General features: G+C 39.0%; 21 protein-coding genes, 1 tRNA gene and 3 pseudogenes. 23 read left to right on the top strand and 2 right to left on the bottom strand.

Going from position 1 to position 26,957, the window contains the following annotated elements; genetic code table 11:
• Positions 1–17 precede the first annotated feature (17 nt).
• The 5 genes and pseudogenes from JCM10991_RS12340 to hslU all read left to right on the top strand — a co-directional run bounded on the left by JCM10991_RS12340 (position 18) and on the right by hslU (position 4,710).
• A pseudogene (locus JCM10991_RS12340) lies at positions 18–1,099 on the top strand (M42 family metallopeptidase).
• A gap of 164 nt (positions 1,100–1,263) precedes the next feature.
• Positions 1,264–2,049: a glutamate racemase gene (gene murI / locus JCM10991_RS02695; protein WP_025020473.1), complete on the top strand. Its 786-nt coding sequence runs from the start codon at positions 1,264–1,266 to the stop codon at positions 2,047–2,049.
• A 93-nt stretch (positions 2,050–2,142) separates the two neighbouring features.
• Positions 2,143–2,215 (top strand) — tRNA-Thr (locus tag JCM10991_RS02690).
• Positions 2,216–2,721: 506 nt separating this feature from the next.
• Entirely contained in the window at positions 2,722–3,264 is a 543-nt protein-coding gene (gene hslV / locus JCM10991_RS02685; RefSeq protein ID WP_025020472.1) for an ATP-dependent protease subunit HslV, read from the top strand.
• A gap of 13 nt (positions 3,265–3,277) precedes the next feature.
• A pseudogene (hslU, locus tag JCM10991_RS12335) lies at positions 3,278–4,710 on the top strand (ATP-dependent protease ATPase subunit HslU).
• Between the two features lie 52 nt (positions 4,711–4,762).
• Here hslU and plsY read toward each other — a convergent pair.
• A complete protein-coding gene (gene plsY / locus JCM10991_RS02675; protein WP_023859435.1) occupies positions 4,763–5,383 on the bottom strand; it encodes a glycerol-3-phosphate 1-O-acyltransferase PlsY in 621 nt (206 codons plus the stop codon).
• A gap of 173 nt (positions 5,384–5,556) precedes the next feature.
• On the opposite strand from plsY, the gene parE reads away from it, so the two are divergent.
• The 3 genes from parE to JCM10991_RS02660 all read left to right on the top strand — a co-directional run bounded on the left by parE (position 5,557) and on the right by JCM10991_RS02660 (position 11,736).
• The gene (parE, locus tag JCM10991_RS02670) at positions 5,557–7,596 is read left to right on the top strand and encodes a DNA topoisomerase IV subunit B (RefSeq protein ID WP_025020471.1); all 2,040 of its coding nucleotides are present in this window, start codon (positions 5,557–5,559) and stop codon (positions 7,594–7,596) included.
• 11 nt (positions 7,597–7,607) lie between these two features.
• On the top strand, positions 7,608–10,049 hold the full coding sequence (gene parC, locus JCM10991_RS02665) for a DNA topoisomerase IV subunit A (RefSeq protein ID WP_025020470.1): 2,442 nt from the start codon (positions 7,608–7,610) through the stop codon (positions 10,047–10,049).
• Positions 10,050–10,302: 253 nt separating this feature from the next.
• A complete protein-coding gene (locus JCM10991_RS02660) occupies positions 10,303–11,736 on the top strand; it encodes an APC family permease (protein ID WP_025020469.1) in 1,434 nt (477 codons plus the stop codon).
• Positions 11,737–11,776: 40 nt separating this feature from the next.
• Here JCM10991_RS02660 and JCM10991_RS02655 read toward each other — a convergent pair whose 3' ends face one another.
• Positions 11,777–13,462: an NFACT RNA binding domain-containing protein gene (locus JCM10991_RS02655; protein WP_025020468.1), complete on the bottom strand. Its 1,686-nt coding sequence runs from the start codon at positions 13,460–13,462 to the stop codon at positions 11,777–11,779.
• A 140-nt stretch (positions 13,463–13,602) separates the two neighbouring features.
• On the opposite strand from JCM10991_RS02655, the gene JCM10991_RS14290 reads away from it, so the two are divergent.
• The 15 genes and pseudogenes from JCM10991_RS14290 (at position 13,603) to JCM10991_RS12315 (ending at position 26,788) form a co-directional block, all read left to right on the top strand.
• Positions 13,603–14,031: a MarR family winged helix-turn-helix transcriptional regulator gene (locus tag JCM10991_RS14290; protein WP_025020467.1), complete on the top strand. Its 429-nt coding sequence runs from the start codon at positions 13,603–13,605 to the stop codon at positions 14,029–14,031.
• A complete protein-coding gene (locus tag JCM10991_RS02645; protein WP_025020466.1) occupies positions 14,032–14,898 on the top strand; it encodes a DegV family protein in 867 nt (288 codons plus the stop codon). It begins immediately after the preceding gene.
• Positions 14,899–15,206: 308 nt separating this feature from the next.
• Entirely contained in the window at positions 15,207–15,797 is a 591-nt protein-coding gene (gene lepB / locus JCM10991_RS02640; protein WP_025020465.1) for a signal peptidase I, read from the top strand.
• Between the two features lie 339 nt (positions 15,798–16,136).
• Positions 16,137–17,279 (top strand): GGDEF domain-containing protein, encoded by a 1,143-nt coding sequence (locus tag JCM10991_RS02635; protein ID WP_023859427.1) that lies wholly within the window; start codon positions 16,137–16,139, stop codon positions 17,277–17,279.
• 219 nt (positions 17,280–17,498) lie between these two features.
• Positions 17,499–17,999: a thiol peroxidase gene (locus JCM10991_RS02630; protein WP_023859426.1), complete on the top strand. Its 501-nt coding sequence runs from the start codon at positions 17,499–17,501 to the stop codon at positions 17,997–17,999.
• A gap of 124 nt (positions 18,000–18,123) precedes the next feature.
• Complete coding sequence (locus JCM10991_RS02625; RefSeq protein ID WP_023859425.1) at positions 18,124–19,092, top strand: LysR family transcriptional regulator; 969 nt, start codon at positions 18,124–18,126, stop codon at positions 19,090–19,092.
• 63 nt (positions 19,093–19,155) lie between these two features.
• A pseudogene (locus JCM10991_RS12325) lies at positions 19,156–20,081 on the top strand (manganese-dependent inorganic pyrophosphatase).
• Positions 20,082–20,133: 52 nt separating this feature from the next.
• Complete coding sequence (locus JCM10991_RS02615; protein WP_051527936.1) at positions 20,134–20,922, top strand: tyrosine-protein phosphatase; 789 nt, start codon at positions 20,134–20,136, stop codon at positions 20,920–20,922.
• Between the two features lie 616 nt (positions 20,923–21,538).
• Positions 21,539–22,309 (top strand): DeoR/GlpR family DNA-binding transcription regulator, encoded by a 771-nt coding sequence (locus JCM10991_RS02610; protein WP_025020463.1) that lies wholly within the window; start codon positions 21,539–21,541, stop codon positions 22,307–22,309.
• A 75-nt stretch (positions 22,310–22,384) separates the two neighbouring features.
• Positions 22,385–23,551 (top strand): aminotransferase class I/II-fold pyridoxal phosphate-dependent enzyme, encoded by a 1,167-nt coding sequence (locus JCM10991_RS02605; RefSeq protein ID WP_023859421.1) that lies wholly within the window; start codon positions 22,385–22,387, stop codon positions 23,549–23,551.
• A 47-nt stretch (positions 23,552–23,598) separates the two neighbouring features.
• Positions 23,599–23,883, top strand: coding sequence for a hypothetical protein (locus JCM10991_RS15625; protein WP_225349904.1), 285 nt, complete (start codon positions 23,599–23,601; stop codon positions 23,881–23,883).
• The gene (locus JCM10991_RS15620) at positions 23,793–24,500 is read left to right on the top strand and encodes an AEC family transporter (protein WP_369384691.1); all 708 of its coding nucleotides are present in this window, start codon (positions 23,793–23,795) and stop codon (positions 24,498–24,500) included. Before JCM10991_RS15625 ends, JCM10991_RS15620 begins: the two co-directional genes overlap by 91 nt.
• 76 nt (positions 24,501–24,576) lie before the next feature.
• Positions 24,577–25,209 (top strand): HAD family hydrolase, encoded by a 633-nt coding sequence (locus tag JCM10991_RS02595; protein ID WP_025020462.1) that lies wholly within the window; start codon positions 24,577–24,579, stop codon positions 25,207–25,209.
• A 14-nt stretch (positions 25,210–25,223) separates the two neighbouring features.
• On the top strand, positions 25,224–26,012 hold the full coding sequence (locus JCM10991_RS02590; RefSeq protein ID WP_023859418.1) for a DUF4931 domain-containing protein: 789 nt from the start codon (positions 25,224–25,226) through the stop codon (positions 26,010–26,012).
• Positions 26,012–26,788 (top strand): metallophosphoesterase family protein, encoded by a 777-nt coding sequence (locus tag JCM10991_RS12315; RefSeq protein ID WP_369384690.1) that lies wholly within the window; start codon positions 26,012–26,014, stop codon positions 26,786–26,788. Before JCM10991_RS02590 ends, JCM10991_RS12315 begins: the two co-directional genes overlap by 1 nt.
• Positions 26,789–26,957 lie beyond the last annotated feature (169 nt).

Here is a 26,957-nt window from a genome sequence, read left to right as displayed (position 1 = left end):
TAGAAGAGGTGGAGTAAATGGAAAAAGCAGCTCAAATTCAAATGTTAAAGGATTTTTCCAATGCCAATGCGATTCCTGGTTTTGAACAAGAATTTGTCGAAATGTTTGTCGATAAAGTTAAAGATATGGCAGATGTGGAAATTGATGGGATGCTAAACGTTTATGCAAGTAAGAAAGAAAATCGTGGGAATCGGCCGGTTATTCAACTTGATGCACACTCTGATGCGGTGGGATTGATGACTCAAGCTGTGCGTCCTAACGGTTCTTTGAAATTTGTTCCGGTAGGTGGCTGGGTTAAATACAATTTACCAGACTCAAGGTCAAAATTCGTAACAAGGAAGGTCAATATGTTCCTGGAGTGGTAGCGACTAAACCCCCTCATTTTATGACTGCGGCAGAAAAAAATAGTTTACCTGAAATTGCTGATATGCAAATCGATGTGGGTTCATCAAGTCGCCAAGAAACGATAGAAGATTTTAAAATTGACACTGGCTGTCCTATCTTTGTTGATGTTGACTGCGATTACAATGAACGAACGGGAGTATTTTTTGGTAAAGACTTCGATGATCGTTTTGGTGCAGCCGTGATGGTAAATCTTTTAGATGAATTAAAAGGTCAAGAAACCAACTTCGACGTAGTTTGTGCCTTGTCTTCCCAAGAAGAAGTTGGCTTACGAGGAGCCTACGTGACGGCTCGTAAGATTAAGCCTGAGGTGGCGATTGTTTTAGAGTCTTGCCCAGCTGACGACACATTTGAACCTGAATGGCTATCACAAACCGGTATGAAACGAGGACCGATGTTACGTGATATGGATACGACCTTTATTCCTAACCCTATTTTCCAACAATATGTCTGTGATTTAGCTGACCAAAATGGCATTCCTTACACTCGTTCAGTGCGGACTGGTGGAGGACAAGACGGTGCAGCTATCTACTATGAAAATGGGGCGCCAACCATTGTGATTGGTATTCCGGTGCGCTATGAACATTCGGCTTATTGCTTTGCTTCCTACCATGATTACAAGGCATCGTTAGATTTAGCTTTGGCTTTAATCAGAGATTTAAATCAAGAAAAATTAGCCTCTTTTAAATTAGGTTAATGTCAACAGAACCATCATTAAAATTGCGGGTTTTTCGCTCTAAATAATAAATGATTCACTTAACGGTGAGTCATTTTTGCTTGCTTTAAAGTTAGAATGTCAGTAAAATAAAAGACAGAATTACTGAATTATAAAGTAATCAAAAGAAAGAAGTAATCAAAATTATGAATGAACAACAAAAAAAGCCCATTGGTTTTTTTGATTCGGGTGTGGGAGGCATCAGTGTCCTTAAAGAAGCGGTCAAACTCATGCCTCAGGAGGATTTTATTTTTCTTGGAGATTCTAAAAATGCTCCTTATGGGACACGGACTACGACGGAAGTCCGTGCTTTGAGTGAAAAAATTGTTCAAGATTTTCTTACCCAAGATGTTAAGGCTATTGTGATTGCCTGTAATACCGCTACAAGTGCTGCAGCTCAATATTTGCGGGGGAAGTATCCTGAGATTCCCATCATTGGCTTAGAACCAGCGCTCAAACCGGCGGTAAAACACGAGCAAGGGGGGGATGTGGTGGTTATGGCTACCGAGTTAACCTTGCGAGAAAAGAAATTTTCTGATTTAGTTGCACGATTTAAGGACCAAGCCACCATTCACCGATTACCAGCGCCTGATTTAGTAGAATTAGTGGAAGCTGGTAAAACTCAAGCGCCAGAAACCAGAGCTTACTTAGCTAATATATTAGCGCCTTACTTACCTAAAATGGATAGTTTGGTTTTAGGATGTACCCACTATCCTTTTGTCAAACCACTCTTACGTGAACTGGTAGGCCCAGAGGTGGAAATTATTGATGGCGGAAAGGGTGCTTCCCAACAACTTAAGCGTCAATTAGCTAAACGTGGTTGGTTACGGCCGGAAGGTGCCCAAGGTTCGGTGACTTTTCAAAATAGTAATCCAGATCCCTGTGAAATTGCATTGAGCCAAGCGCTCTTTACCATGGACCTAGGTCACTAACTTAATAAAAAGATATTTTTCCTAAAAAATTCTTGACCAATAATCATAATGATGCTAAACTATAGTAGTTGATGGAAAGAGATTAATCATCATGCTTGTTTAGCTCAGTTGGTAGAGCAACGCACTAGTAATGCGTAGGTCGAAGGTTCAAGTCCTTTAACAAGCATTTTTATATGCAGTTAAAGATAGTTAAAACCCGCAAAATATTGATTTTGCGGGTTTTTTGTAATTAAAAATAATTAATCATCTTAAGCTTGTTGACTCTAATTCAGACTATCGATTGCTTTGGAAATTAGCTTGTGTCATTCTTTGCTTGAAATTTATCAATTAGCTAAGCATACTGACGAGTAGTAGTGGTCGTATTAGCATGGATAAACCGTTTACAAATTATACATCTAATAATTTTAAGTATTCGGATTTGGCTTCTCAGTTTTCATTTTGCCTAATTTTCTGAAAAAGTAAGCTGATGATTCGAGTTGGCCAGTTCTAAATAATTGTTAAGACCATCTAGCACCTAAAAATAAAGTGAATATGGTAAAAGCGAATTGATAGTTAAATTTCTTAAAAAATTAATTACTTGACGAAGTTTGACCTTTATTAGAAAATATAAGTTAAGAAAATGTTTACACTTTGAGAAACATGGATTTTTGATTGAAAGATGAGGAAATTAAGATGCCAGTATCATTTCATGCAACTACCATTTGTGCCGTGCGGCATAACGGTCATACCGCAATGGCGGGGGATGGCCAAGTAACTATGGGAGAAAAGGTAATTATGAAAAATACCGCCCACAAGGTTCGCCGGATTTACAATGGTCAAGTAGTGGTAGGTTTTGCCGGTTCTGTGGCTGATGCCTTTAACTTAGAAGAACGTTTTGAAAAAAAATTAAATGAATTTAGTGGTAACCTACAAAGAGCAGCCGTCGAATTGGCTCAAGAATGGCGTAGTGACCAAGCTTTACAAAAATTAGAAGCCTTGCTAATTGTGATGGATAAAGAAGAAATTCTTTTGGTTTCTGGTTCTGGTGAAGTAATTGCTCCGGATGACGATGTTTTAGCCATTGGTTCAGGCGGTAACTATGCTTTAGCAGCGGCTAAGGCTTTGACTAAGCATACTACCCATATGTCAGCTAAGGAAATTGCAGAAGCTGCCATTAATATTGCGGGAAGTATCGATATCTTTACGAACCAAAATATTATTTCTGAAGAATTATAAGCGAGGTTAAAAAATGCTAGCAAGTGATAAAACTCCCAGACAAATAGTAAATGAATTAGATAAATACGTGGTTGGTCAAGACCAAGCTAAAAAAGCAATTGCGGTAGCTTTGCGTAACCGTTACCGGCGCATGCAATTGCCGGTGGATATGCAAGAAGAAGTGACACCTAAAAATGTTTTGATGATTGGACCAACTGGGGTTGGGAAAACTGAAATTGCCCGTCGTTTGGCTAAAATTGTTCATGCTCCCTTTGTTAAGGTTGAAGCAACTAAGTTTACAGAAGTTGGTTATGTCGGCCGCGATGTAGAATCTATGGTTCGTGATATGGTTGAAGTAGCTTATAAAATGGAAGAAGAAGAGAGCTTCAAAAACGTCCGTAGTCAAGCAACTTCTAAAGCTAACAAGCGTTTGGTGAAGCTTTTGGTACCTGTTAAGAAAAAGGAAACTAAGGCGAATGACCAACTGAACTTTACCAAGATGATGCGTGATTTACAAAATGGTAACTTTGCTGATTACCTAAACCAAGCTGGTTTGAATGGGCAAGAAGAAAACCCGAATGATGTGACCGATGAAGTGCGTAATGAACGTTTGAACGTCAATGAGCAGTTGCAAAAAGGTCTTTTGGAAAATACCGAAATTACCATCGATATGGACGATCCGGCTCAAGCCCTTCAAGGTCAAAATGACATGTTAGGCCAAATGGGCTTAGACCTTAATGCCCTAGGTTCCATGATGCCTAAACGGCGTGTGAAGCGGACGCTGACGGTCAAAGAAGCCCGTGAAGTATTTATTCGTGAAGAATCAGAAAAGATGGTTAACGCTGCTGATTTAGCTGACGCTGCCATTCAGCGAGCCCAAAACACTGGATTATCTTTATCGATGAAATTGATAAGATTACTTCAAAATTAAAACAAAACGCCGGGGAAGTTTCTCGTGAAGGGGTTCAAAGAGATATCTTACCAATCGTGGAAGGTTCCCAAGTTAAGACCAAGTACGGTTTGGTGAAGACCGACCACATGCTCTTTATTGCTTCTGGGGCATTTCATGAAAGTAAACCGAGTGATTTAATTGCCGAATTGCAAGGACGTTTCCCTATTCGGGTAGAATTAGAAGATTTAACAGCTCAGGACTTTATCCGTATCTTGACAGAGCCTAAGAATGCCTTGATTCGTCAATATGTGGCTTTGATTGGGACGGATAATGTCGATGTAACCTTCACTAAGGAAGCGGTGGAAAGAATTGCGCAAATTGCCTTTGATGTTAACCATGAAACAGAAAATATTGGGGCACGGCGTTTACACACGATTTTAGAAAAGCTCTTGGAAGACCTCTTGTTTGAAGGGCCTGACATGCAGATGGGTGAAATTACCATTACTGAAGCCTACGTTGATGAGAAAGTGGGCAAGATTGCTGGTGACAAGGATTTAAGTCGTTACATTTTGTAATAATCGCAAAGAGCACCACTCCTTTGATTTGACAGGAGTGGTGCTCTTTGTTTTAAGCATTCTTTTTCTTTTTAAGGTAGTAAACTAAGCCAAAAGGCACGAGGTTTTCTTGTCCAGAGAAAATCCTTTTCAAGTTACTAAAGTGGCGATAGTAAATGAAGATGGTTAAAACGACAGCAACAGTGGTTAAAATCCAATCATTAAAGAAGAAGGTAATTACAGTGACGATAGTAAAACCTACCATACTGGCCACTGAAACCATACTTGATAATAAAAGGACGGTTAAGAAAATAATCCAAGCTAAAAAGAAGAAGGGAGGGTTGTAGACTAGAAGCACCCCGACGCTAGTTGCGACCGCCTTGCCTCCTTTGAAACCGGCAAAAATGGGGAAAACATGGCCGATGATGGCGCCTAAACCAATTAACATGGCATTAGCTTGGGAGTGAAACATTAAAGGAAGTAGTCCAGCCACTGTCCCTTTGAACATATCCATAATCAGGACAATCGTCCCAGCTTTTTTTCCTAAGACGCGAAAGGTATTGGTAGTTCCCATGTTACCAGAACCAAAATCACGCGGATCCTTGTGGTAGAAAATTTTCCCAATCCAAACGCCAGAAGGGATGGATCCGATTAAGTAGCTCAAACAGAGCATTATAATAATTTGTATATCCATAAAAAATATCCTTTACAACAACTTAATTTTGCATAACAGTCTTATTTTAGCATTTATTTAGGATTTTGAAAATATGCTAAAGAGGTTTGACTTAGACTTAACTTTTGCGGTATGATTAATTATCGAAAAGACGTTCATCTTAGTGAACGAAAATGAAAGGGCTGAAAATATTAATGGTAAAAAATCCAAATTATGATGATAATTCCATTCAAGTCTTGGAAGGGCTTGAAGCGGTGCGCAAACGGCCCGGAATGTACATCGGCTCAACTGACAGCCGGGGATTACACCACTTAGTTTATGAAGTGGTTGACAATGCTGTTGATGAAGCTTTATCTGGTTATGGAAAAGAAATTAATGTTACGATTCACGAAGATAATGCTATAACAGTTTCTGATTATGGTCGTGGAATGCCCGTGGGGATGCACGCTATGGGGATTCCTACGGTTGAAGTTATTTTTACGGTGCTCCATGCTGGAGGAAAATTTGGTCAAGGAGGCTACAAGACTTCTGGTGGTTTGCATGGAGTTGGTGCGTCAGTTGTTAACGCTTTATCAACGCGTTTGACAGTTAATATCGTTCGTGATGGCATTGAATATCAAGAAGATTTTACCGATGGTGGTAAACCAGTCGGCACCTTGCGAAAGTTAGGTAAGACTAAGCGGCCTAATGGGACTACGGTGACTTTCAAACCGGATGATAAGATTTTCTCAACTACGAAATATAACTATGATACCTTAGCGGAACGTCTGCGGGAATCAGCCTTTCTTTTAAAGGGAGTTAAAATTACCCTCAAAGATGAACGTGGTGAGGGCAACGAAGATGTTTTCTTGTTTGAAGAAGGGATAAAAGAGTTCGTTGCTTACTTAAATGAGGATAAAGATGCCTTAGGGGAAGTTTTATATTTTGAAGGTGAAAAGGATGGTGTGCAAGTCGAAGTTGCTGGTCAATATAATGATGGTTACTCTGAAAACATCATGTCCTTTGTTAACAATGTGCGCACCAAAGATGGTGGGACACACGAAGCCGGGATGAAGTCTGGCTGGACCAAGGCTTTCAATGACTATGCGCGTAAGGTTGGTCTTTTAAAGGAAAAAGATAAGAACTTAGAGGGAACTGATGTCCGCGAAGGTTTAGCAGTCGTGGTTTCGGTGCGGATTCCCGAAGAAATCTTGCAATTTGAAGGTCAAACTAAAGACAAATTAGGTACCCCAGAAGCTCGTGCGATTGTCGATGCTTTAGTTAATGAACAATTAAGTTACTATCTTATGGAAAATGGGGAATTTGCTCAAGAATTAGTGCGTAAGTCTATCAAGGCCCGTGAAGCCCGAGAAGCTGCCCGCAAAGCCCGGGATGAAAGTCGTTCTGGTAAGCGTAAGAAAAAGACGGAACGTAATTTATCTGGAAAATTGACGCCGGCTCAATCCAAAAATGCTAAGAAAAACGAATTATTCTTGGTCGAAGGGGATTCCGCCGGTGGTTCGGCCAAGCAAGGTCGGGATCGGAAGTTCCAAGCCATTTTACCTTTAAGAGGTAAGGTCTTAAACACCCAAAAGGCTAAGTTACAAGATATTTTAAAAAACGAAGAAATTAACACTATGATTTACACCATTGGTGCGGGGGTCGGACCGGAGTTTGAAATTGCCGACGCTAATTATGATAAAGTTATTATCATGACCGACGCAGATACTGACGGAGCCCACATTCAAACCCTCCTATTGACTTTTTTCTACAAGTATATGCGTCCTTTAATTGATGCTGGTCGGGTCTATATTGCTTTGCCACCTCTATATCGGGTACAAAAGACCGTTAAAAAACAGCTGATAACTAAGTATGCCTGGACAGACGATGAGTTAGAGGTTGCTCAAAAAGAAATGGGAAAAGGCTATACGGTGCAACGTTACAAAGGTTTGGGAGAAATGAATGCTGATCAGCTCTGGGAAACAACCATGAATCCTGAAACGCGGACGCTTGTGCGGGTGAAAATCGATGACGCAGCTATTGCGGAAAAACGTGTGACCACCTTGATGGGTGATAAGGTAGAGCCACGGCGCAAGTGGATTGAAAAAAATGTCAAGTTTACTCTAGAAGAAGATGGCAGTTTGTTGGATAATGCCGTGGCCGCTGGTGCACACGGAGAAGTTAGTCAAGATGATGTTGAACAAATCCAACTTGATGTTTTGGGTCAGTTTAGTGATGACCTTAATGAAGGTTAGGGAGGAATTGGATGCCAAGTAATATTCAGGAATTATCTTTAGAAGCTGTGATGGGAGAACGGTTTGGCCGTTATTCAAAATACATTATCCAAGAACGGGCTTTGCCAGATATTCGCGATGGGCTAAAGCCGGTTCAAAGACGGATTTTATTTGCGATGAATGAAGATGGTAATACTTTCGATAAGTCTTTCCGAAAATCTGCTAAGTCCGTCGGAAATGTCATGGGTAATTTCCACCCTCACGGTGATAGCTCGATTTATGACGCAATGGTACGTTTAAGTCAAGATTGGAAGTTGCGGGAACCCTTGATTGAAATGCACGGGAACAATGGTTCGATGGACGGTGATCCTCCAGCTGCTATGCGGTATACGGAAGCTCGTTTGTCTGAAATTTCCGAGGAAATGTTACGCGATATTGAAAAGAAAACGGTCGACATGGTCTTGAACTTCGATGATACTGAATACGAACCAACTGTGTTACCAGCACGTTTTCCTAACCTTTTAGTTAATGGAGCCACAGGAATTTCAGCGGGTTATGCGACGGAAATTCCAACCCATAACTTAGGTGAAACGGTGGCGGCGACCATTTATCTTATGGATCATCCCCAAGCTAGCTTAGAGGAATTGATGGAATTTGTTAAAGGTCCAGATTTCCCAACAGGAGGGATTTTACAAGGTTTAGATGGGATTAAGAAAGCCTACCAAACCGGACGAGGACGCTCTATTTTACGGGCCAAAACTGAAATAGAAAGCCTTCGGGGAGGTAAGGAGCAAATTGTTGTTACTGAAATTCCTTATGAAGTTAACAAGGCCCTGTTAGTTAAGAAAATTGATGAATTACGGCTTTTGAAGAAGGTTGACGGTTTAGCTGAAGTCCGGGACGAAAGCGACCGTCAAGGCTTACGGATTGTGATTGAGCTTAAGAAAAATGCGGAAGCCCAAGCCATTTTAAACTACCTTTTCAAGAATACGGATTTGCAAATTTCTTACAACTTCAATATGGTGGCCATTCACAACAAGCGTCCGGAGCACGTAGGTTTAAAGACTATCTTGCAAGCTTATCTGGAGCATCAAAGGGATGTAACTCGAAAACGAACTGCCTTTGATTTAGAAAAGGCTCAAAGTCGCCAACATATTGTAGCGGGGCTAATTAAAGCCTTGTCTATCCTGGATCAAGTGATTAAAACTATCCGTGCTTCTAAAAACAAGAAAGATGCGCGTGAAAACTTGAAGACAACATATGACTTTACCGAACGTCAAGCCGAAGCCATTGTTTCCTTGCAACTTTATCGCTTAACTAACACAGATGTGACTGCCCTGGAAAAGGAAGCTTACGATCTAGCCCAAGCTATTGCTGGTTACGAAAAAATCTTAGCCAATGCTATGGAACTTGACCGAGTGATTAAGCAAGAGTTAGAGGCGATTGCCCAAAAATATGAGTCGCCTCGGAAAACTAAGATTGAGAAAGAAGTTGCGCAAATTAAGATTGCCACCCAAATATTGGTGGCTCAAGAAGATGTGAAGCTTTTGGTTTCTCAACAAGGTTATGTCAAGCGTTCATCACTTCGGTCGTTTAAAGCTACGGGGGCAGCAGACAATGGTTTGAAAGATGACGATCAAGTTATTTTGAATCAAACCGCCAATACTCGTGATCACCTTCTAATTTTCACCAATTTGGGGCATGTGATTTATCGACCGGTTCACGAAATTAAGGAGGAACGTTGGAAGGACACTGGAGAACACCTTTCCCAAAGTGTAGGTTTAGCAGCTAATGAATTAGTGATTTATGCCCGCGTCTTTACGGATATAAATCAAGCAGGGAACCTGGTCTTTGCGACGAAAAATGGGATGATTAAACAAACCGCCTTAATTGATTTAAAACCAGGACGGACCTACCGCTCGCGGGCCGCGGTCTTCATGAAGCTTAAGAATGAAGACGAAGTCATTTTAGCTCAATATGTGAGTCCTCAAGAAGGAGATTTGCAGGTCTTTTGTGTCAGTCATGGAGCTTATGGTTTAGCCTATTCTTTAACGGAAGTACCAGTGATTGGTGCAAAAACGGCCGGTGTGAAATCTATGGACTTACGCGACGATTACCTAGCTGCTGTACTCTTAGTCAAGGCCGGCGACGTTTTAGGTTTACTTTCTAGTCGCGGGGCCTTTAAGAAGATGAGTGTCGATTTAGTTGAGCCAAGTAGTCGTGCACGGCGTGGTTTACAAATTTTCCGTGAACTTAAGAAGAACCCACACCGGATTTTATTAGCGACGGTGTTGCCGTCTGAAGTGACGGGCTTAACGGTGACAACTGATCTAGGCTTAAAGGTTATGATTGATCCAAATATCTTTAAACTGGGTGATCGTTATTCCAATGGAAGTTATGTCATTGACGTTGAAAGTCAGGGACAGGCGTTTTCATGGGAAAAAGTGGTTGCCAAAGCGGAAAAAGACGAATAAAATGAAGAAGGTTAAGTTTTCTCAAAGGAGATTTAGCCTTTTTTATTTGAAAAATATTGAGAAAAATCTGGAAAAAGGTAGATTTTTTCTGAAAATAGCGGTAAACTATTAGGGTTTGAAAAAGTTAAATTATTAGATTCGAAAGGAGAAAAAGCGTGTCTTCAACCTTCTTGAAGCGCAAAAATAAACCACCTTGTTTAGATTTAAAATTTTAAAATTGTATTTAAAAAATTGAATTTACAAGGAGAGTATAATGCTTAATGAAAAGAAACATTACATGTCCTGGCCAGTTATTGCGCTTTTGGATTTTGTAACGATTATTAGTTTTGAAAATATCTTTTATCCATACCAAAATCAGGGACTTTCCGTGGTTATTTCCTGGATTTTCTTGCTGTTTACTTACGTGATTCCCTATGCTTTAATTGCGACACAATTAGGGTTAACTTTCGATAACCAAGAAGGGGGACTTGCTTCTTGGATTCGTCGGGGAACTAATAGTGACCTTTTTGGTTATGTAACTTCCTGGATGTATTGGACACAAACTATCCCATATTTGGTGGACGTGTCTAACTCCGTTATTGTTTCCTTAAGTTGGATCATTTTAGGTAACAATACTTTAGGTGATAAGATGTCAACGACGACTTTTGGTTTATTAACATTTGCGATTATTTTAGCCTTTATTATTTTTGAAAATGTCTTCCGCGACTCATTGGAAGTGCTCTCTATTATCGGTGGGGGAGCAATGTTTGCCATTTCCATGCTCTTTGTCTTCATGACTGGTTGGGCTTTGACACACGGTGCACACATTGCGACGCAACCATTTAACTTGGCAGCTTTCAAGCCAAACTTCAGCTTGCACTACTTCTCAACGACTGGGTTATTAATCTTTGCTATGTCCGGGGCCGAATTAGCGGCACCATACATTGCTAAGATGAAGAATCCGAAACGTGACTTCCCTAAGGCTATGTGGGCCTTGGCTATTATGACGGCCTTCTTAACGATTTTCGGGACTTTGGCAATTTCCGTCTTCTTTAACGCCAACGATATTCCTCACGATTTCAAGATGAACGGTCCTTACTATGCTTTCCGTTTATTAGGACAACAAGTTGGTTTAGGTAACAGCTTAATGTATGTCTTTGCAGTGGTGCAATTACTCTTTATGTTAGCGCAGTTAGCGATCTTAATTGATGCTTCTAGTCGGGTCTTTGCCTCTGATACGGCAGCTAAGTACATGCCAAGTTGGTTAACTAAGAAAAATAAAGCGGGTCGTCCCGTACATTCATACACTTTGACGGCCGGAATTAGTTTGCTTTTACTTTTGTTATCTGGAACTTTACCTGATATCAACTCTATCTACAACTGGTTGTTGAATTTGAACGGAATTGTTTCACCATACAAAACTGCTTTAGTCTTTGTAGCCTTCATTGCTATTCGGATGCAACAAGACAAGTTCCATTCTGATTATGTTTACATCAAGAACAAGAATGGGGCTTTAGTCGTTGGTTTCTGGTGCTTCTTATTTACCTTTGTTTGTGCAACGATGGGCTTCATTCCTCAAGATGCTGCGCTAGGGACTAAGGCCTTTGATCACCAGTTAATGATGAACTTCGCAACGGTTGGTTTCTTAATCGTTTTAGGTTTCTTACTTCCATTCTTACGGAAATTAGAAATGAAGAAAAACAAATAATAATTAAAAACAGCCAAGGATTGTGTCCTTGGCTGTTTTGCTATACTTGTAATTGTTTGATTAACTTTTCATCCGGAGTAACGTAGAGGGTTTGTTGCCCTTCATAAATGACATAACCAGGTTTAGCACCGTTGGGCTTACGGAGCTTTTTGACTTGCAGATAGTCGACTGCAACATTGGCGGAGGCCCGCGCTTTTGAGTAGTAAGCGGCGATTTTGGCAGCTTCAGCTAAAGTCTCTTCACTAGGCTGGTCACTATGAATAATAACGTGGGAGCCGGGTAAATCCTTGACATGTAGCCACCAATCAGTCTTTTGCGCTATTTTTAGGCTTAAACGGTCGTTTTGTAGGTTATTCTTTCCGACCGAGATAAAAGTCCCGTCACTAGCCTTAAACTGAGCAGGTTTTGCAACTTTATGTTTTTGTTGGCGCTTTTGTTTTTTAAGTCGCAGATAACCTTCTTGGGCTAATTCCGCTTCAATATCTGGTAAATCACTCGGACTAGCTAGTTCAATTTGACTTTGAAGATTTTCCAAATAAGCAACTTCGGCTCGGGTTTTTTTGCTTTGTTCTTCAATGTAGGCCACCGCATTTTTTAGTTTGGTGTAACGCTTGAAGTACTTTTGCGCATTTTGTGAAGGGGTTAATTGTTTGGAGAGGGCAATCTTAACCGGCTGATTATCAGCGTAGTAGTTTGGCAGTTCAATCTGCTCCATACTGCGGTCGACTTGATGAAGGTAGGTCGTTAAAAGTTCGCCTTTAATCCGATAGTCTTCCGCATTTTGGGTGGCGGCTAATTCTTGGTCTAGTTTTTTGAGTTTCTTGCGATTTTTACTCAAGTTAGTTTTGATAGTATGAATTAGCTTAGCGCCTTGTTGCATAACACGGTCGAAGTCAGCTTTTTGACGGTAGAAATCATCTAGCAGCATACTCAAACTTTCAAAAGAGGCGACGACTTGAGTTTCAGGGTAATTAAAGGCCGTAAAGTCGAGTTTTTGATTGAGTTTGACGATTTGGGCATGCTTCAAGTTTGCTAAGGCATCCGGGAAAGCTTTGGCTTGATTATCGTGTTGATGTAAGTAATCAGCTAAGTAAAGAGCCGAATTAAAAGCTAAGCCCTGATAAGTAATCTGAAGTTTTTGCGCAAGAACTTCACGGTTAGGGAAAGATTTTAGTAAGTTTTCCACTTTATCTAAGTCGGCTTTGAAGGGATTGACTTTTTCTTGCTTAGGTGCGGGAATATAATCGGCACCAGGAAGTAAGGTTCGGTAACGGTTTTGATCTATACCCACGTGTTTAATTGTGTCGATGATTTTATTTTCTTCTTGTTTGATTAAAATTACGTTGCTGTGGCGACCCATGATTTCAATACTTAAAATCAAAGGTAGACTATCACCTAGTTCATTGCGACTGGTGAAGTGTAGGTTAACTATCCGATCATTTTCTACTTGTTCAATCGTAAGTAGGTGGGCGCCTTCTAAGTATTTCCGTAACATCATGGTGAAGTTGGTGGGTACGGGGGGGTTAGTGAAGGGCTGTTGGGTTATTTGGAGACGCGCATAGGTCGGATGAGCCGACAAAAGGAGGGGATAGTTTTTTCTTTGGGCGCGAATTGTTAAAATGACCTCATTGGGATAAGGTTGCGAGATTCGCATAACCCGTCCGTTTTGTAAGGTGTGGTTCAATTCTTGAACCATAGCGTGTGTAAAAAGACCATCAAAGGCCACAAAAATCACTCCTTTTTCTTGATTTCTAAGCTATTTTACCATAAATTGCCGGTTAAAAGTTTAATTTAGCTTGTATATTACAATTTAAACTTGTATACTATAACATTGTATTATACAAATTAAAGGAAAGGAGGGATTTTGTGCTAACTGAATTTCTCGAAATTGAACGTAAGTATCAACGCCTTTTAAGTGAAATGACCCAACAATTTGGGGTGACTGTTTCGGAATGGTTGCTGTTAGTTAAAGTTAATGCCGGTACTAATACCCAAGCGAGTTTAGCTCGTGAATTAAGGGTTGATGTTTCGACATTAAGTCGGCAATTAAAAGGCTTGGTGGGAAAGGAGCTTTTGGCCAAAATCCCCACACATCAAAAACAGGTGCAGTATGAAATTAGTGCGACTGGAACAACTGTCTTTGCCCAAATTAGTCAAGCCGCTGAGAAATTAACCCAGCAGTTATTTGGACAGTTGTCAGCCGCTGATATGGCGAAGGTCCGTGAATTCATGACCTTGCTAGATCATCGCATGAATCACCTGGTATTAAAATCAAGAAAAGTAGGTATCAATTAAATGAAAATTGCTGTTGTTACAGATAGTAGCTCATATTTACCAGCTGAGTTGGTAGAAAAATATCAAATCAAGGTTGTGCCCATTCCCTTTATTTTAGAGGGACAATCTTACACAGAAGGCGTCGATATTACGACTGCTGAATTTTACGAAAAATTAGCAAATTCGAGTAGTTTACCAACTACATCTCAACCGGCTTTAGGGCAAATGATTGAATTATACGAATCTTTAGCACAAGAAGGTTATGATGCTGCCATTACGATTGTTTTATCGAAGACGATTTCTGGTTTTTACCAATCCCTGGTGAACTTACAAGACCAGGTAGAGGGGATTAAAATTGTGCCTTTTGATTCTCAAATGACCGTGTTGCCTATGGGTTACTTGGCGGTGGAAGCTGCTAAAATGGCACAAGCTGGTCAAGGTATAGATCAAATCGTTGCCCGTCTAGAAGATTTACGGGCAACTATTAATGAGTACTTTATTGTTGATGATTTACAAAACTTGGTTAAAGGTGGACGTCTATCTAATGCGTCAGCTTTTATCGGTAGCGTTTTGAAAATTAAGCCAATTTTAACTTTTGACAATGAAAGTCACGAAATCGTGGCTTTTGAAAAAGTTCGGTCTATGAAAAAGGCAATGCGACGGGCAGAAGAACTTTTCGAAGCTGATATGGCACAATTAGATTACCCAGTACGAATAATGGTAATTCATGCTAATGATGAAGAAAATGCTCTCAAGTGGCAAGCAAAGGTTCAAGCTAAGTATCCTGATTGCCAAGTCGATTTAAGCTACTTTGGACCAGTCATTGGAGCTCACTTGGGCGAAAAGGCCATTGCTTTAGCTTGGATGAAGGACGTTGAAAAGGCGTAGTCGTGAAAAAAAGTGAATTAAATTGCCAGATTTGTTATGTTTGAAGGTAGCTAGTGATTTAGCTCAAATGCGAGATTGACTGGTAGCAGATCTTATTATTTTTAAACTCATGAGTCGTGATAATTTACAAATTGGTTTGCAAAATTAAAACGACGCGTGTGAACAAGTAACAAATTACGGCTATTCTACAAAAACTAATTACTAGTAATCTCTAATTTTTAGCAATAGACAAATTTTAGGGCGACTTTTACCTCTAAAAACGTTATACTACTATGTGTAGTGTAGAATGAGGAAAGGATGGGAAGATTTTGTCAAAATTTAAGGCAGTGATGGGTTGGATTTGGCCAATTATTTTAGGTTTAGTGTTAGCTTTGGTGATTCGGACCTTCTTCTTTTCATTGGTAAGAGTGGACGGAACTTCGATGTACCCTAACTTACAAAATAATGAGCAGGTTATGATGGTCAAACAAGCGAAGATTAGACCTGGTTCGGTCGTGGTCTTTAATGCCTATGGAGTAGATGTCAAAAATACTACGGTAACACCTAAAACAAAGTATGTTAAGAGGGTAATTGGGATGCCTGGTGATCAGGTTAAATATACCAAGGCCGGAGAATTATATGTCAATGGGAAATTACAATCTCAAAGCTACATTTCTAAAGTTCAACAAACTACAGGGACGACAACGTTACAACTTGATGAAGCTAAAGGCGTTGATGTCGGTACTAATCATACATTCAAGGTACCACAAGGAAAATACTTTGTCCTAGGGGATAACCGGGCTAACTCCAATGATAGTCGCTATTATGGCTTTGTTCCACGCAAGAAAATTCTTGGGGTAGTGAAGGTTTGGCCATGGAATGCTCAGAAAGCTGTCATTAATTCTTTTAACCCTAACTAAATAAAAAATCAGAGTCAAGTTGAAGCTTGGCTCTTTTTTAATTCAAATGCGTAGACAAGTTTAAATCATGTTATAATTGAAAAGAAAGATGTGATAAAAAAGAAATCACGGCATAGAGTTACAGTTTTTTCATTGATTAATGTAACCACATATAGAAGTTAGTTTTACGCATTACTAGTAAATTTTTTGAGATGATTAAATTGTACTTAATAATTAGCGAGTTAGTGGAAATTAGAGTTTACCGTGAAATTTAAAATAACTCGAAGATAAAGAGTTAGGTTAATTAGAGTTCAAATAAAATGGTACGCTGAATATTAAGATATTACGAGAGGGATAAAGATGGAAATTGTGATTGCTTATTGGTTGTTATTGGGCTTTTGTATCATAGTAATTGATATTTTCTTACTGTTTATAATGAGTATTGATAAGCTAACTCAGAGTACTAAGTATCTGAAATTACTCTTTTTATCAGTTAATATACAAACTATTTTTGCAGGTTTGTATGTTTTTTATCAATACGCTGAGGTTAAACCGGATCCGTGGTTGGAAGTTGGCCAAAAAATTGTTTGGGTTGGGGAAAATTTTTTACCGTTGACGACGATGTACTTTGTTTTCAGATATTCTTTGGCTCATTATCGTCCGCTTTCTCAAGAGCACTTGTCACGCTATAGATTACTGCGTTTTTATTTTTTACAGGTGTTGTTGTTAGTGATTAATTTCTTTTATCCGTTAATTTTTAAGCTAAAACCTAACTATAGCTATGCAAATGGGCCCCTCTTTTTTAGCCAAGATGTAATTATTATAATGTACTTTGTATGGTTAATTGCTTACTTTTCAAAACGAATGAAATTGGGGAAGGACCAAGTCGATGATTCGCACGCTTATAACTATTTCATTAATCTTTTAGCTGTTATCGGCTTGTTTTTCTTTTTAATCGAAGGGTTCATTAATTATTTGCCTATGTCAGAAATTGCTACCCTATTAGTAATTTTGGCTTTAAGTCTAATGATTTTTCACCAACAAATAACTCGTGATCCTCTAACAGGTTTAAATAACCGTCGAGCCTTCTTCGAAAGAGTACCAGTTACTTTGCGTGATGATGAGCATCAATATGATATGTTAATGATTGATATTAATGACTTTAAGATGATTAACGATACTAAAGGTCACGCAGCAGGTGATGATGCTTTAGTTAAGTTAGCCGATTGTTTAAAAGAGACAGCTAAAAAAGATAATCAAATTATTAATATAGCGCGCTATGGTGGTGATGAATTTATTATGTTAGTTTTACGACAAGATGATGATAAGGTTGTACAATTGATTCAATTAATTAAGGAGACCGTCATTGAAAATAAAAGTGTGGATTTTACGATTAGCGTCGGGCAAGCGCACTGTGAACATAATGTTGATTTAGAAAAAATTATTTCTTGGGCCGACCAAGACCTTTACGAAGAAAAGCGCCGTATCGGTGCTGGTCGTTAAAAATACGCCTTTCTTAAGTTGAATTGACAGCTAGAGGAGGCGTATTTTTGATAATGATTTCTTTTTGACGATTAGCTGATTTGTATTTATGGAGCTAAGATGCTGAAAATAGTATGGACTAGCACTGATGAATTTTAACAGAAAAATAAAAGCAAATTACGTGACATCGACAAATAGATAGTGTTAAATAGGGGTAAGTGTTACGAGGAGGAATTTTTAATGAAAGTTATTGCAGGTGGAAAAGAAGTTTCTTTGGTGGGAAACCCACCCAAGATTGGGCAAGAGATGCCACATTTTAAGTTAACAGATGCCCAGGGAAATAGGGTTAAGACCCGAGATTTCGGCGGACAGTTGACTCTTTTTTCAGTGATACCAGATATTAATACTCGGGTATGTAGTATCCAAACTAAGTATTTTAATCAGGCCATGAATCAATATGCGACTGTTCGCTTTGTGACAGTTTCAACTAATACCATAGCAGAACAAGCAGCTTGGTGTGCAGCTGAAGGTGCCGAAAATATGGAGATGATGTCCGATAAGGAAGAATCTTTTGGTTATGAAATGGGACTCTTAATTCCGCAAACCGGTAATTTAGCGCGCTCTATTTATATATGTGATGCAAACAAACAGATTGTTTATGCTCAAATTGTAGAAAACCAAAGTGATGAACCTAATTATCAAGCGGCTTTAGCAAAATTGACAGAATTGCAAGCTAAATAAAAACGGCCATGGCCGTTTTTTATTTTCAAGTTAAATCTTTATCAGTTATAAATTATTTGTTATAATTAAAAGGGTGTTATAGGATAAAAAAGCTCACTTTGGTGAGATTGAGGGGGAAATAACGATGGAAACAAATAAGCAAGATAAAATATTTTCATCAAAAACATTAACTTATTTTTTACAGTTAACTAAAACTATGAGTTACACACAAGCTGCACAAATTTTAGGAATCACCCAACCTGCCTTGACTCAACAAATTAAAAAGTTGGAAAGAGCCGTGGGGGCACCCTTGTTTTATTCAGTAGGCAAAAAGTTACACTTGTCGGATGCCGGCTACACTATGTTAGACGCTACTCATCAAATTTATGAGACTTTAAATTGGGCTACTGATGAGATTCAGCAATCTACCAGTGCGACTCAAGGGGAGATTACCATTGGACTTTTATCTTCTTTGGACGAACGGATTTTTACTGATTTTGCTATTAAATTTTATCAAGCTAATCCTGGTATTAAGTTAATTTTGCATCAATTAACGCGGGATGAAATTTGGGAAAGATTGGAAGGCAATACGATTGATTTAGCGGTTATGTATCTGCCAGATGATAGTATTAAAAATTGGAAACCTTATGATTCTAAGAAGATTATCAATGAAGAGTTATTATTTTTACATAAGAAAGATAATCCTAGCTATGCTAAGCGTAAAAAGGTTAAGAACCGTGATACCTTGAAGGAACAGTGGGTAACTTATCCACCTGCATATTATCTTAATAGTTTAATTCGAGAAGCCTTTAAGAATACCTTGGCCGATCGACCTGAAAGTGTCGCACATTTCACCCAGCCAGAACAATTACTTTCCTTTGCAAAACAAGCTGGAGTTAACACGGCTTTACCATCTTCATTTGTTAAAGCGCATGCTGATGAAGAGATTGGTATTTTAAGCTTTGATCCTGCCATTAAATTTGAAATGGACTTTGTCTTTCGTAAAGATAAGCAAGAGGTACCACGGATTAAAGCTTTCTTTGATGCTTTCGATATTTATTTAAGTGAAAAATCTTATGATCAACATTTAAAAGAAATTCTCGCTAGTAAGTAAGTCTATGCTATAATGAATAGAGTAAGAAACTGCGGGGAGGCCCGCAAGAAAAGAGGATTATTCGTGAAAGAATTAGTTTTTGGACACCAAAACCCAGATACCGATGCGATTGTCGCAGCTAAAGCTTATGCCTACCTACAAAATCAATTAGGTGCCGACGTGGAAGCAGTGGCTTTAGGTACACCTAATGAAGAAACTAAGTTTGCTTTAGATTACTTTAATGAACCAGCTCCACGTGTAATTGAATCAGCTAAAGATGAAGTTGAAGCGGTAATCTTAGTAGACCACAATGAAGCGCAACAATCAGTAGCTGATATTAAAGATGTTACGGTTACGCATGTGATTGATCACCACCGGGTAGCTAACTTCGAAACTGCGGCGCCATTATACATGCACTTAGAACCTGTAGGTTGCTCAAGTACCATCGTTTACAAGGAATTTGTAGCCCACAATGTGGAAATTCCTGTTAACTTGGCGGGTTTGATGTTATCAGCCATTGTTTCTGATACATTATTATTCAAATCACCAACACTACGGATGACGATATTGAAATCGGAAAGAAATTAGCTGAAATTGCAGGTGTTGACTACCAAGCTTATGGTCTAGAAATGCTAAAAGCCGGCACTAACTTGGCAGCCAAGACAGAAGCTGAATTAATTGAAGCTGACGCTAAGTCCTTTGAAATGGCTGGTAAGACGGTACGGGTTGACCAAGTAAATACGGTTGATTTGGATGAAGTATTTGCTCGAGAAGTAGCTTTCCGTCAAGCAATTGAAAAAGCAAACCAAGAAAATGGTTATGATTTATTCTTATTGATGATTACTAATATTTTAGACTCGAACTCTCGTCTATTAGTTGTGGGTGAACCTAAGGATGTCGTAGAAAAGGCATTTGGTCAAAAACTTGTTGATGACAAGATGGACTTGGCTGGGGTTGTTTCACGTAAGAAACAAGTGGTACCACCATTGCAAGATGCGTTTGAAGCCTAATAAATTAATTCCTTGCTCTTTTTGGAGCAGGGTTTTTTTGAAAGGAGGAATTATGATAAAAAGACAAGCGCTGCCTTTGGAAAAAGGGGTAAATTTTCGTGATTTAGGTGGCTATCAGACCAAAGATGGTCACAAAATTAAGTCCCACAAAATTATTCGATCAGCACGTTTGCACGAATTGACAAGCAAAGATTTAAATTTTCTGGCTGACTATGGGGTACGTTATGATGTTGATTTTCGTACCAAAAAAGAAATAAAAGATCATCCAGACAAGTTACCAGCAGGGACCCAATATTTTTTCATGCCTGTTATGAAAGATGATGCGACTAATAGTCAGGAAGAAGAAAGAATCGGTGATCAGGCTCTAAAGAATGTTGTTAACGCGGGGTTAGAAAGAATGGGATGGTTTTATAGTCAGATTACACGTTTATATTCAGCGAACCAGGCTTATCGTGACTTTTTTGACCTATTATTGGCTAACGATAAAGATGCTGAATCTTTGCTTTTCCACTGTACGGCGGGTAAAGATCGGACAGGTATGGCAGCGGTTTACCTTTTGACAGCCTTAGGGGTACCGCAAGAAATAGTTGAACAAGACTATTTGCTCTCTAATATTTATTTGGAAAGTCTGGTGAAGCGTCAAGTCGCTACTGCTCGCGCTATGGCAGGAGATATTTTTGCCACTAATACTCAACAACTTAATTCCGTCTCTAGGGATTATCTAGCGCAAGCCTATCAAGCTTTAGAAGTGGAATATGGAGGAATTGATAATTACTTACACCAAGTTTTAGGCTTAACGGAAGGGCAAAAGCGAGATCTTCGCAAGCTTTATCTTGAATAATACAAAAAACGCAAAGTCCCACACTTTGCGTTTTTTTCATATTAGTTATTACTCTGCGCTGATTTATGTAAGTATCCCCATACTTGCATGAGAACGACAACAAATCCGAAAAGAAACTTTTAATATATAGTTGTCGCTTAGCCAGATTCGCGCAAAACTGACTGGAATAACTAAGGCCTCCCACAGCACTGAGTTATTCTACATGAAAATGAATAAAAAATATATTTTATAGAAAAATTATGCATAATTATCAATAAAAATATTGGAAGACGTCATTTTATCTCTTCCGTACATCTTTATTATATCCCCTCTAATCCCTGATGTCTAGCGGTTTTTCAAATTTTTTTCTTCTTTAAAATTTGTATGTACAAGTTATTTTTATGCAAAATTTAAGTGGGTGCAAAAATAAATGTGATATTTAAGGTGAAAATAACACATTTATAAAAAATAATTATTCTTCTTCAAACTTGTAAAGTCATGATTAAATTTAAAAAAATTACCATGACTGCTGGAGAAATCATAGTTAGGAAAAGTAAGTACTGATAAATACTTATTTAAATCACACTGTAAAAAGTGTATACTTAAATATGAAGATGAAAAAGAAGGTGAAAGTTAAATGAGTCAAGAAAAAAGAGTTGAGATGATAAAAAAGTTGCTGATTGAGCGGCAAGGCTTAAGTACCAGAGATATTATGGAGGAATTTAATGTTTCACAAGATACAGCTCGTCGTGATATTGTACTTTTAACCAAGCGTGGTGAAGTGAAGCGAACCCATGGAGGAATTTTACCACTTGATTTTGGACGTAGTGTGCCTAACTTTCAAAGTCGACTTTCGCATTTTACCAAGGAAAAAACCAATATTGCTTTGGCAGCAGTTAATTATTTTTTGCCTGAGCACGTTTACTTTGTTGATTCTTCCACGATTTTGTTGAAGACTTGTCAAAATATTACCAGTCCGATGACGATTGTGACCCATTCATTAGATAATTGTTTAGCTTTAGCTGAGCAAAGTCGGGTGACGGTTAAGGTCTTAAGTGGGACGCTAAATCATGAAAACCGCTTCTTTTATTCCAATAATGCTATTCAGGAATTACAGCGCACCCGATTTGATACGGCCTTTATTGCAGCCTCTGGAATTGATGCCACAGGTGCCTATCTTTTAGATCAAGGGGATGCTGAAATTGTAGAAACGGCAGTTAAGCGGGCTGATAGGGTGATTTTAGTTGCAGAACACCAAAAGTTTACCAATCGTTCTTATTACCGTATCTGTCCTTTAGATAAGATTTCAATTTTTATCACTGATCGTAAGTTAACTCCTCAGCAAAGAGCCATGTTTCCGCGGGAAACCGAAATTATTGTGGTAAATAATGCAGAAATTAAAGAATAGACTAACAATTTTGTAAAAGTAATGATATACTTAGAAAAAAGTTGTCAATAATGAGAATTCAATGAGGTGAAGTTTATGTTAGCAAACAAGTTCAACCATCAAGTCGAAAAAATTGCCGTCTCAGATATTCGCCAATTTGACCAAGAAGCTAGTCAGATTGAAGGGATTATCAAACTAACTTTGGGTGAACCAGATTTCAATACACCCGAACACATTAAGCAAGCGGCGATTACGGCCATTAATGATAATCAATCGCACTATGCGCCTAATCCGGGTTACATGGAATTACGGCAAGCGGCGGCGGATTATTACAATCAAAAATTTAATTTGCATTACCGAGCTGACCAAGTAGTAACAACTTTAGGGGCAACTGAAGGGATTGCAGCGGCTATGCAAACCATTATGAATCCTGGTGACAAACTTTTGATGCCAACACCTGTTTTTCCAATCTACGCAGCCAGTGCTTCGGTAAATCATGCAGAAACAGTGATGATTGATACAAGTGAAGATAACTTTATCTTGACTCCCGAAAAGTTACAAGTAGCCTTAGATACTAACCCTGAAACTAAAGCCCTGGTTTTGGTTTATCCAAGTAATCCAACGGGAGTGACTTACAGTCGCGAGCAGCTACAAGCTTTAGCAGCAGTGGCTAAAAAAGCTGGTATTTGGGTATTGTGTGATGAAGTTTATGCTGAGTTGCTTTACCAAGGTCAACACTACTCCATGTCAGAGTTTTTATTTGATCAAGTTATTTTGATTACTGGTTTATCTAAGTCACATGCTATGACTGGTTGGCGGGTAGGTTTCTTATTAGGTCCGGATGATTTTATTAATGAAGTTATTAAATCCCACCAATACTTAGTGACGGCTTCACCAGATAATGTTTTGTATGCAGCTTTAGAAGCCATGCAACACGGTCAAAATGACAGCAAGGCCATGTTAACTGAATACCAGGTACGGCGTGACTACGTAGCACAAGCTTTAAATGAAGCGGGATTTGAATTGGCTAGTCCCGATGGTGCCTTCTACATTTTTGCCAAAATTCCTGCTATTTTTGACGATTTAGATGGGTGGCAATTTGTCCGTCTTTTAGCTCGAGAAGCGCGTGTGGCCTTAATTCCAGGTTTATCTTTTGGCCCTGGGGGCGAACGTTATGTTCGGTTGAGTTACGCGGCTTCAATGGAAAACCTTCAAGAAGCATGTCGTCGGATTAAAGAATTTGTGCAAAATTACCAAAATTAAACTTGTAGGCAGGAGTGACATCCTGCCTATTACTTTGGAGGAAAAAGATGTTAATTTTTCTAAATGTTATGTTACCAGTGCTCTTAATTTTTGCCAGTGGCTTTATTTTGCAAGCTTTTATGCACTTAGAAATTAAGCCAATTTCAACTTTAGCAATGTATCTTTTATTACCATTTCTAGTTTTTAAAATCTTCTATCAACAAGAGTTAAATGCTAACTTTGGTTACATTTTTTTAATTTTATTGCTGATTTTAGGTGTTCTAATTATCTTAGGTTTGTTAGTGCTAAGGTCTTTAAGTTTAGTTCTCAAAGGCGTAATGCTTTTTTATTAGCAACAATTTTTTCTAATAGTGGTAATTTTGGGATTCCCCTGGCCATGTTTGCCTATGGTAATCGGGCCATGCAATATGCTATGCCAATCATGGTTATTCATACCTTGTTTATGAGTTTTGTGGGGATTTATATTGCTGCCAGTGGTTCAGGTAAGGGAGGAATTAAAGACGCTCTCGCCAGTGTTTTACGCCAACCAATGAACTATGCGATTATTCCGGGGATTCTATGCAACCAATTAACTTGGGAAATTCCTAGCAACCTCATGAAATGGGTTAATATGATTAGTAAAACGGCAATTCCAATTATCATGTTGACACTGGGAATGCAACTGTATGAAGTGATTGGTAAAAAGATTAATTGGTCAGAAATTGCTTTTGCTTCAGTAGTCAAACTTCTAGTAGCACCCTTAATTGCCTGGGTCTTGTGTGGTCTGTTCCCAATTAGTCCACTCTTAAAAAGCATTGTGATTATTATGACGGCCATGCCCAGTGCAGCTAATACCACTATTTATGCCATTCAGTATGGTTCTGATCCGCAATATGTGTCGGCTTGTACATTTGCAACCACGATTTTGTCTTTTTTAAGTCTGACGTTATTACTTAACATTTTAATTTAAAACTTAAAATTTTTGTTTTGAAGGCAGTTAAGGTTGTATAATTAGAAAAGGAAATATGTGTGAAAGGCGGGAAAAAATGGAAAATTACTTTTTTGATTTTGATGGAACTTTAGCCGATACTCGTCAGGTCGTGGTGGCTGCAGTTCAGGACAGTTTTACCCAATTTGGTTTAACACAGCCAGATTCAGTAATCATCCTAGGTTACATTGGAGTACCCCCAGAGACTTCTTTTCCGCAAATGGGAGCGGACTTACCTCCGGAAAAACTAGCTACTCTCTGTCAGTTTTTTCGTCAAGCATATAGTCAACATGCCAGTGAAATTGAGCTTTTTGCAGGAATAAGTGAAGTTTTAGGTGAACTCCAAGCCCAGGGTAAACGTCTCTTTATCATAACGAGTAAAACCAATACAGCATTACAAGAAAGTGCGGAATTGTTAGGGATTTTAGATTATTTTGAAGATGTCATCGGTTGTGATGATGTAGAAAATTATAAGCCTGATCCCGATGGAATAGAACTCTTAGTTAAGCGATATGACTTAGAAAAGGCAGCTTCAGTTATGATTGGAGATGCCATTTACGATATACAAATGGGCCAAGCTGCTGGGGTGGCGACTTGCGGTGTTAAGTGGGGTTCCCAAAAGTGGGCCCAAGTTCAAGCCTTAAATCCTACTTACCAATTAACTGACCCTGCTGAAATTTTAAAACTCTAGATAAGGAGGCAATTATGAGTCAGCAAGACGCTTTGGTCTTTAAAGTGCAAACGGCCAAGCAAAAACCAGAAAATATTCGCAATAAGCAAGGTTACTGTCCTTTTTGTGACCTTGTGAATCTTAAAGATTTTTTAGCTCAAGACGAAGATCGTATTTGGTTGATGAATAAGTACCGGACCCTAGAAAAGACGGTTCAAACCTTAATTATTGAATCTAGCCAACATGAAGGTGATATCCACGTCCAGACTCAAGCTACAAATGCTAAATTACTTAATTTTATTCAAACTTGTTATGAAAAAATGCAGACCTGGGGGCAGTTTAAGTCGATTGTGATTTACAAGAACTTTGGTCCCAAATCTGGAGGGAGTTTGCGCCACCCTCATTTTCAAATTGTAGGGATGGAAGAAGTGGACGCTTATGCCCAGATTGCTCCCCGAAATCTTACTGGTATTTCCATCCTTAAAGAAGGGGGAGCCGAGTTAAATATTTCTGATCAACCTGTTTTAGGTTTTACGGAGTTAAATGTGCAACTTCCGGTTCAGGAAAACTGGGGGCAGATGGCAGATTTAATCAAGTTTGCCATTCGTTATTTTATGGAAGATCATCTTAAGGGACGGGTAGTGGTGGATTCTTATAACCTCTTCCTTTACCCCTTAATGGACAAGGTAACTTGCAAAATTGTGCCATGTTTTAACTTATCCCCATATGGTCGGGGGTATCTTTTAGCTCAGGTCAACGATCAACAAAATCTTTTAGAAATTAAGGACTTTTTACAAGAGAAGTATCGAAAGGAACAAAATTAATGCCGAAAATTGCAGTTTTTAGTGATGTCCATGGAAATTATACCGCCTTAGCGGCCGTATATGCTGATGCTCAAAGTCAAGGGGTTAGTGATTATTGGTTTCTTGGCGACCTTTATTCACCCGGACCGGGAGCCAACGATTTATGGAAACTTTTCCAAAAAATGAATCCTAGTGTTCGTCTTAAAGGAAATTGGGAGGATCTCTTGTTAAAAGGAATTGCCGGGCAGATGTCGCCTGTAAAGCCCAGTCGAGTTTACTTTTCTAAATTAGCCCAAAGTCTTGGGTCCCGCTTGCAGCCGGAGATTTTAACTGAGATTGCCAACTGGCCAGCCACGGCCCAGGTCCAAGTAGCAGGACAAACGATTAGTTTATCACATAATTTACCGGATGAAAATAAAGGACAAAAGTTGTATCCAACCGCACCACAAGTTAATTTTGAAGGCTTGTTTGTTGAAAATTCTCAGGCGGATATGGCGATTTACGCCCATGTTCACCATCCACAAATGCGCTATAGTCTGGCCGAACAATTAATTTTAAATCCTGGCTCGGTTGGTCAACCTTTTAGTCAGTGGGCCAAGCAACAGGCCGACTTACGTGCTAGTTACTTAATTTTGGATATTAATGCTCAAGGCTTTAGTGACATTGACTTTCGGAAGGTTTCCTATGACCATGAAGTAGAATTAGCGCGAGCACAAGCCGTGCAAATCCCTTACCTGGATTTATATAAAGAACAACTAACTACTGGCCGGGTTCATAGCCATGACCATGCCTTTTAACCAAGTTAAATAATCAAAGGGGCTATCTGGCTGATGTGATGGCTTACAATGCTGCTCATCAAAAACAAAATTAAGGTTAGGAAGTCGTGATCACAAGGTGACGGCTTTTTGGTTTCAAAAATTGAAAAACTTTGTTAAAAAATCAGATTTTTTGCGTATTTAATATATA

Origin of the sequence: Ligilactobacillus equi DSM 15833 = JCM 10991 (genome assembly GCF_000615765.1) — a bacterium.
GTDB classification, from domain to species: Bacteria; Bacillota; Bacilli; order Lactobacillales; family Lactobacillaceae; genus Ligilactobacillus; species Ligilactobacillus equi.
Note: the sequence above shows the minus strand (reverse complement) of the source record. Positions and strands in the feature narration are given on the sequence as shown.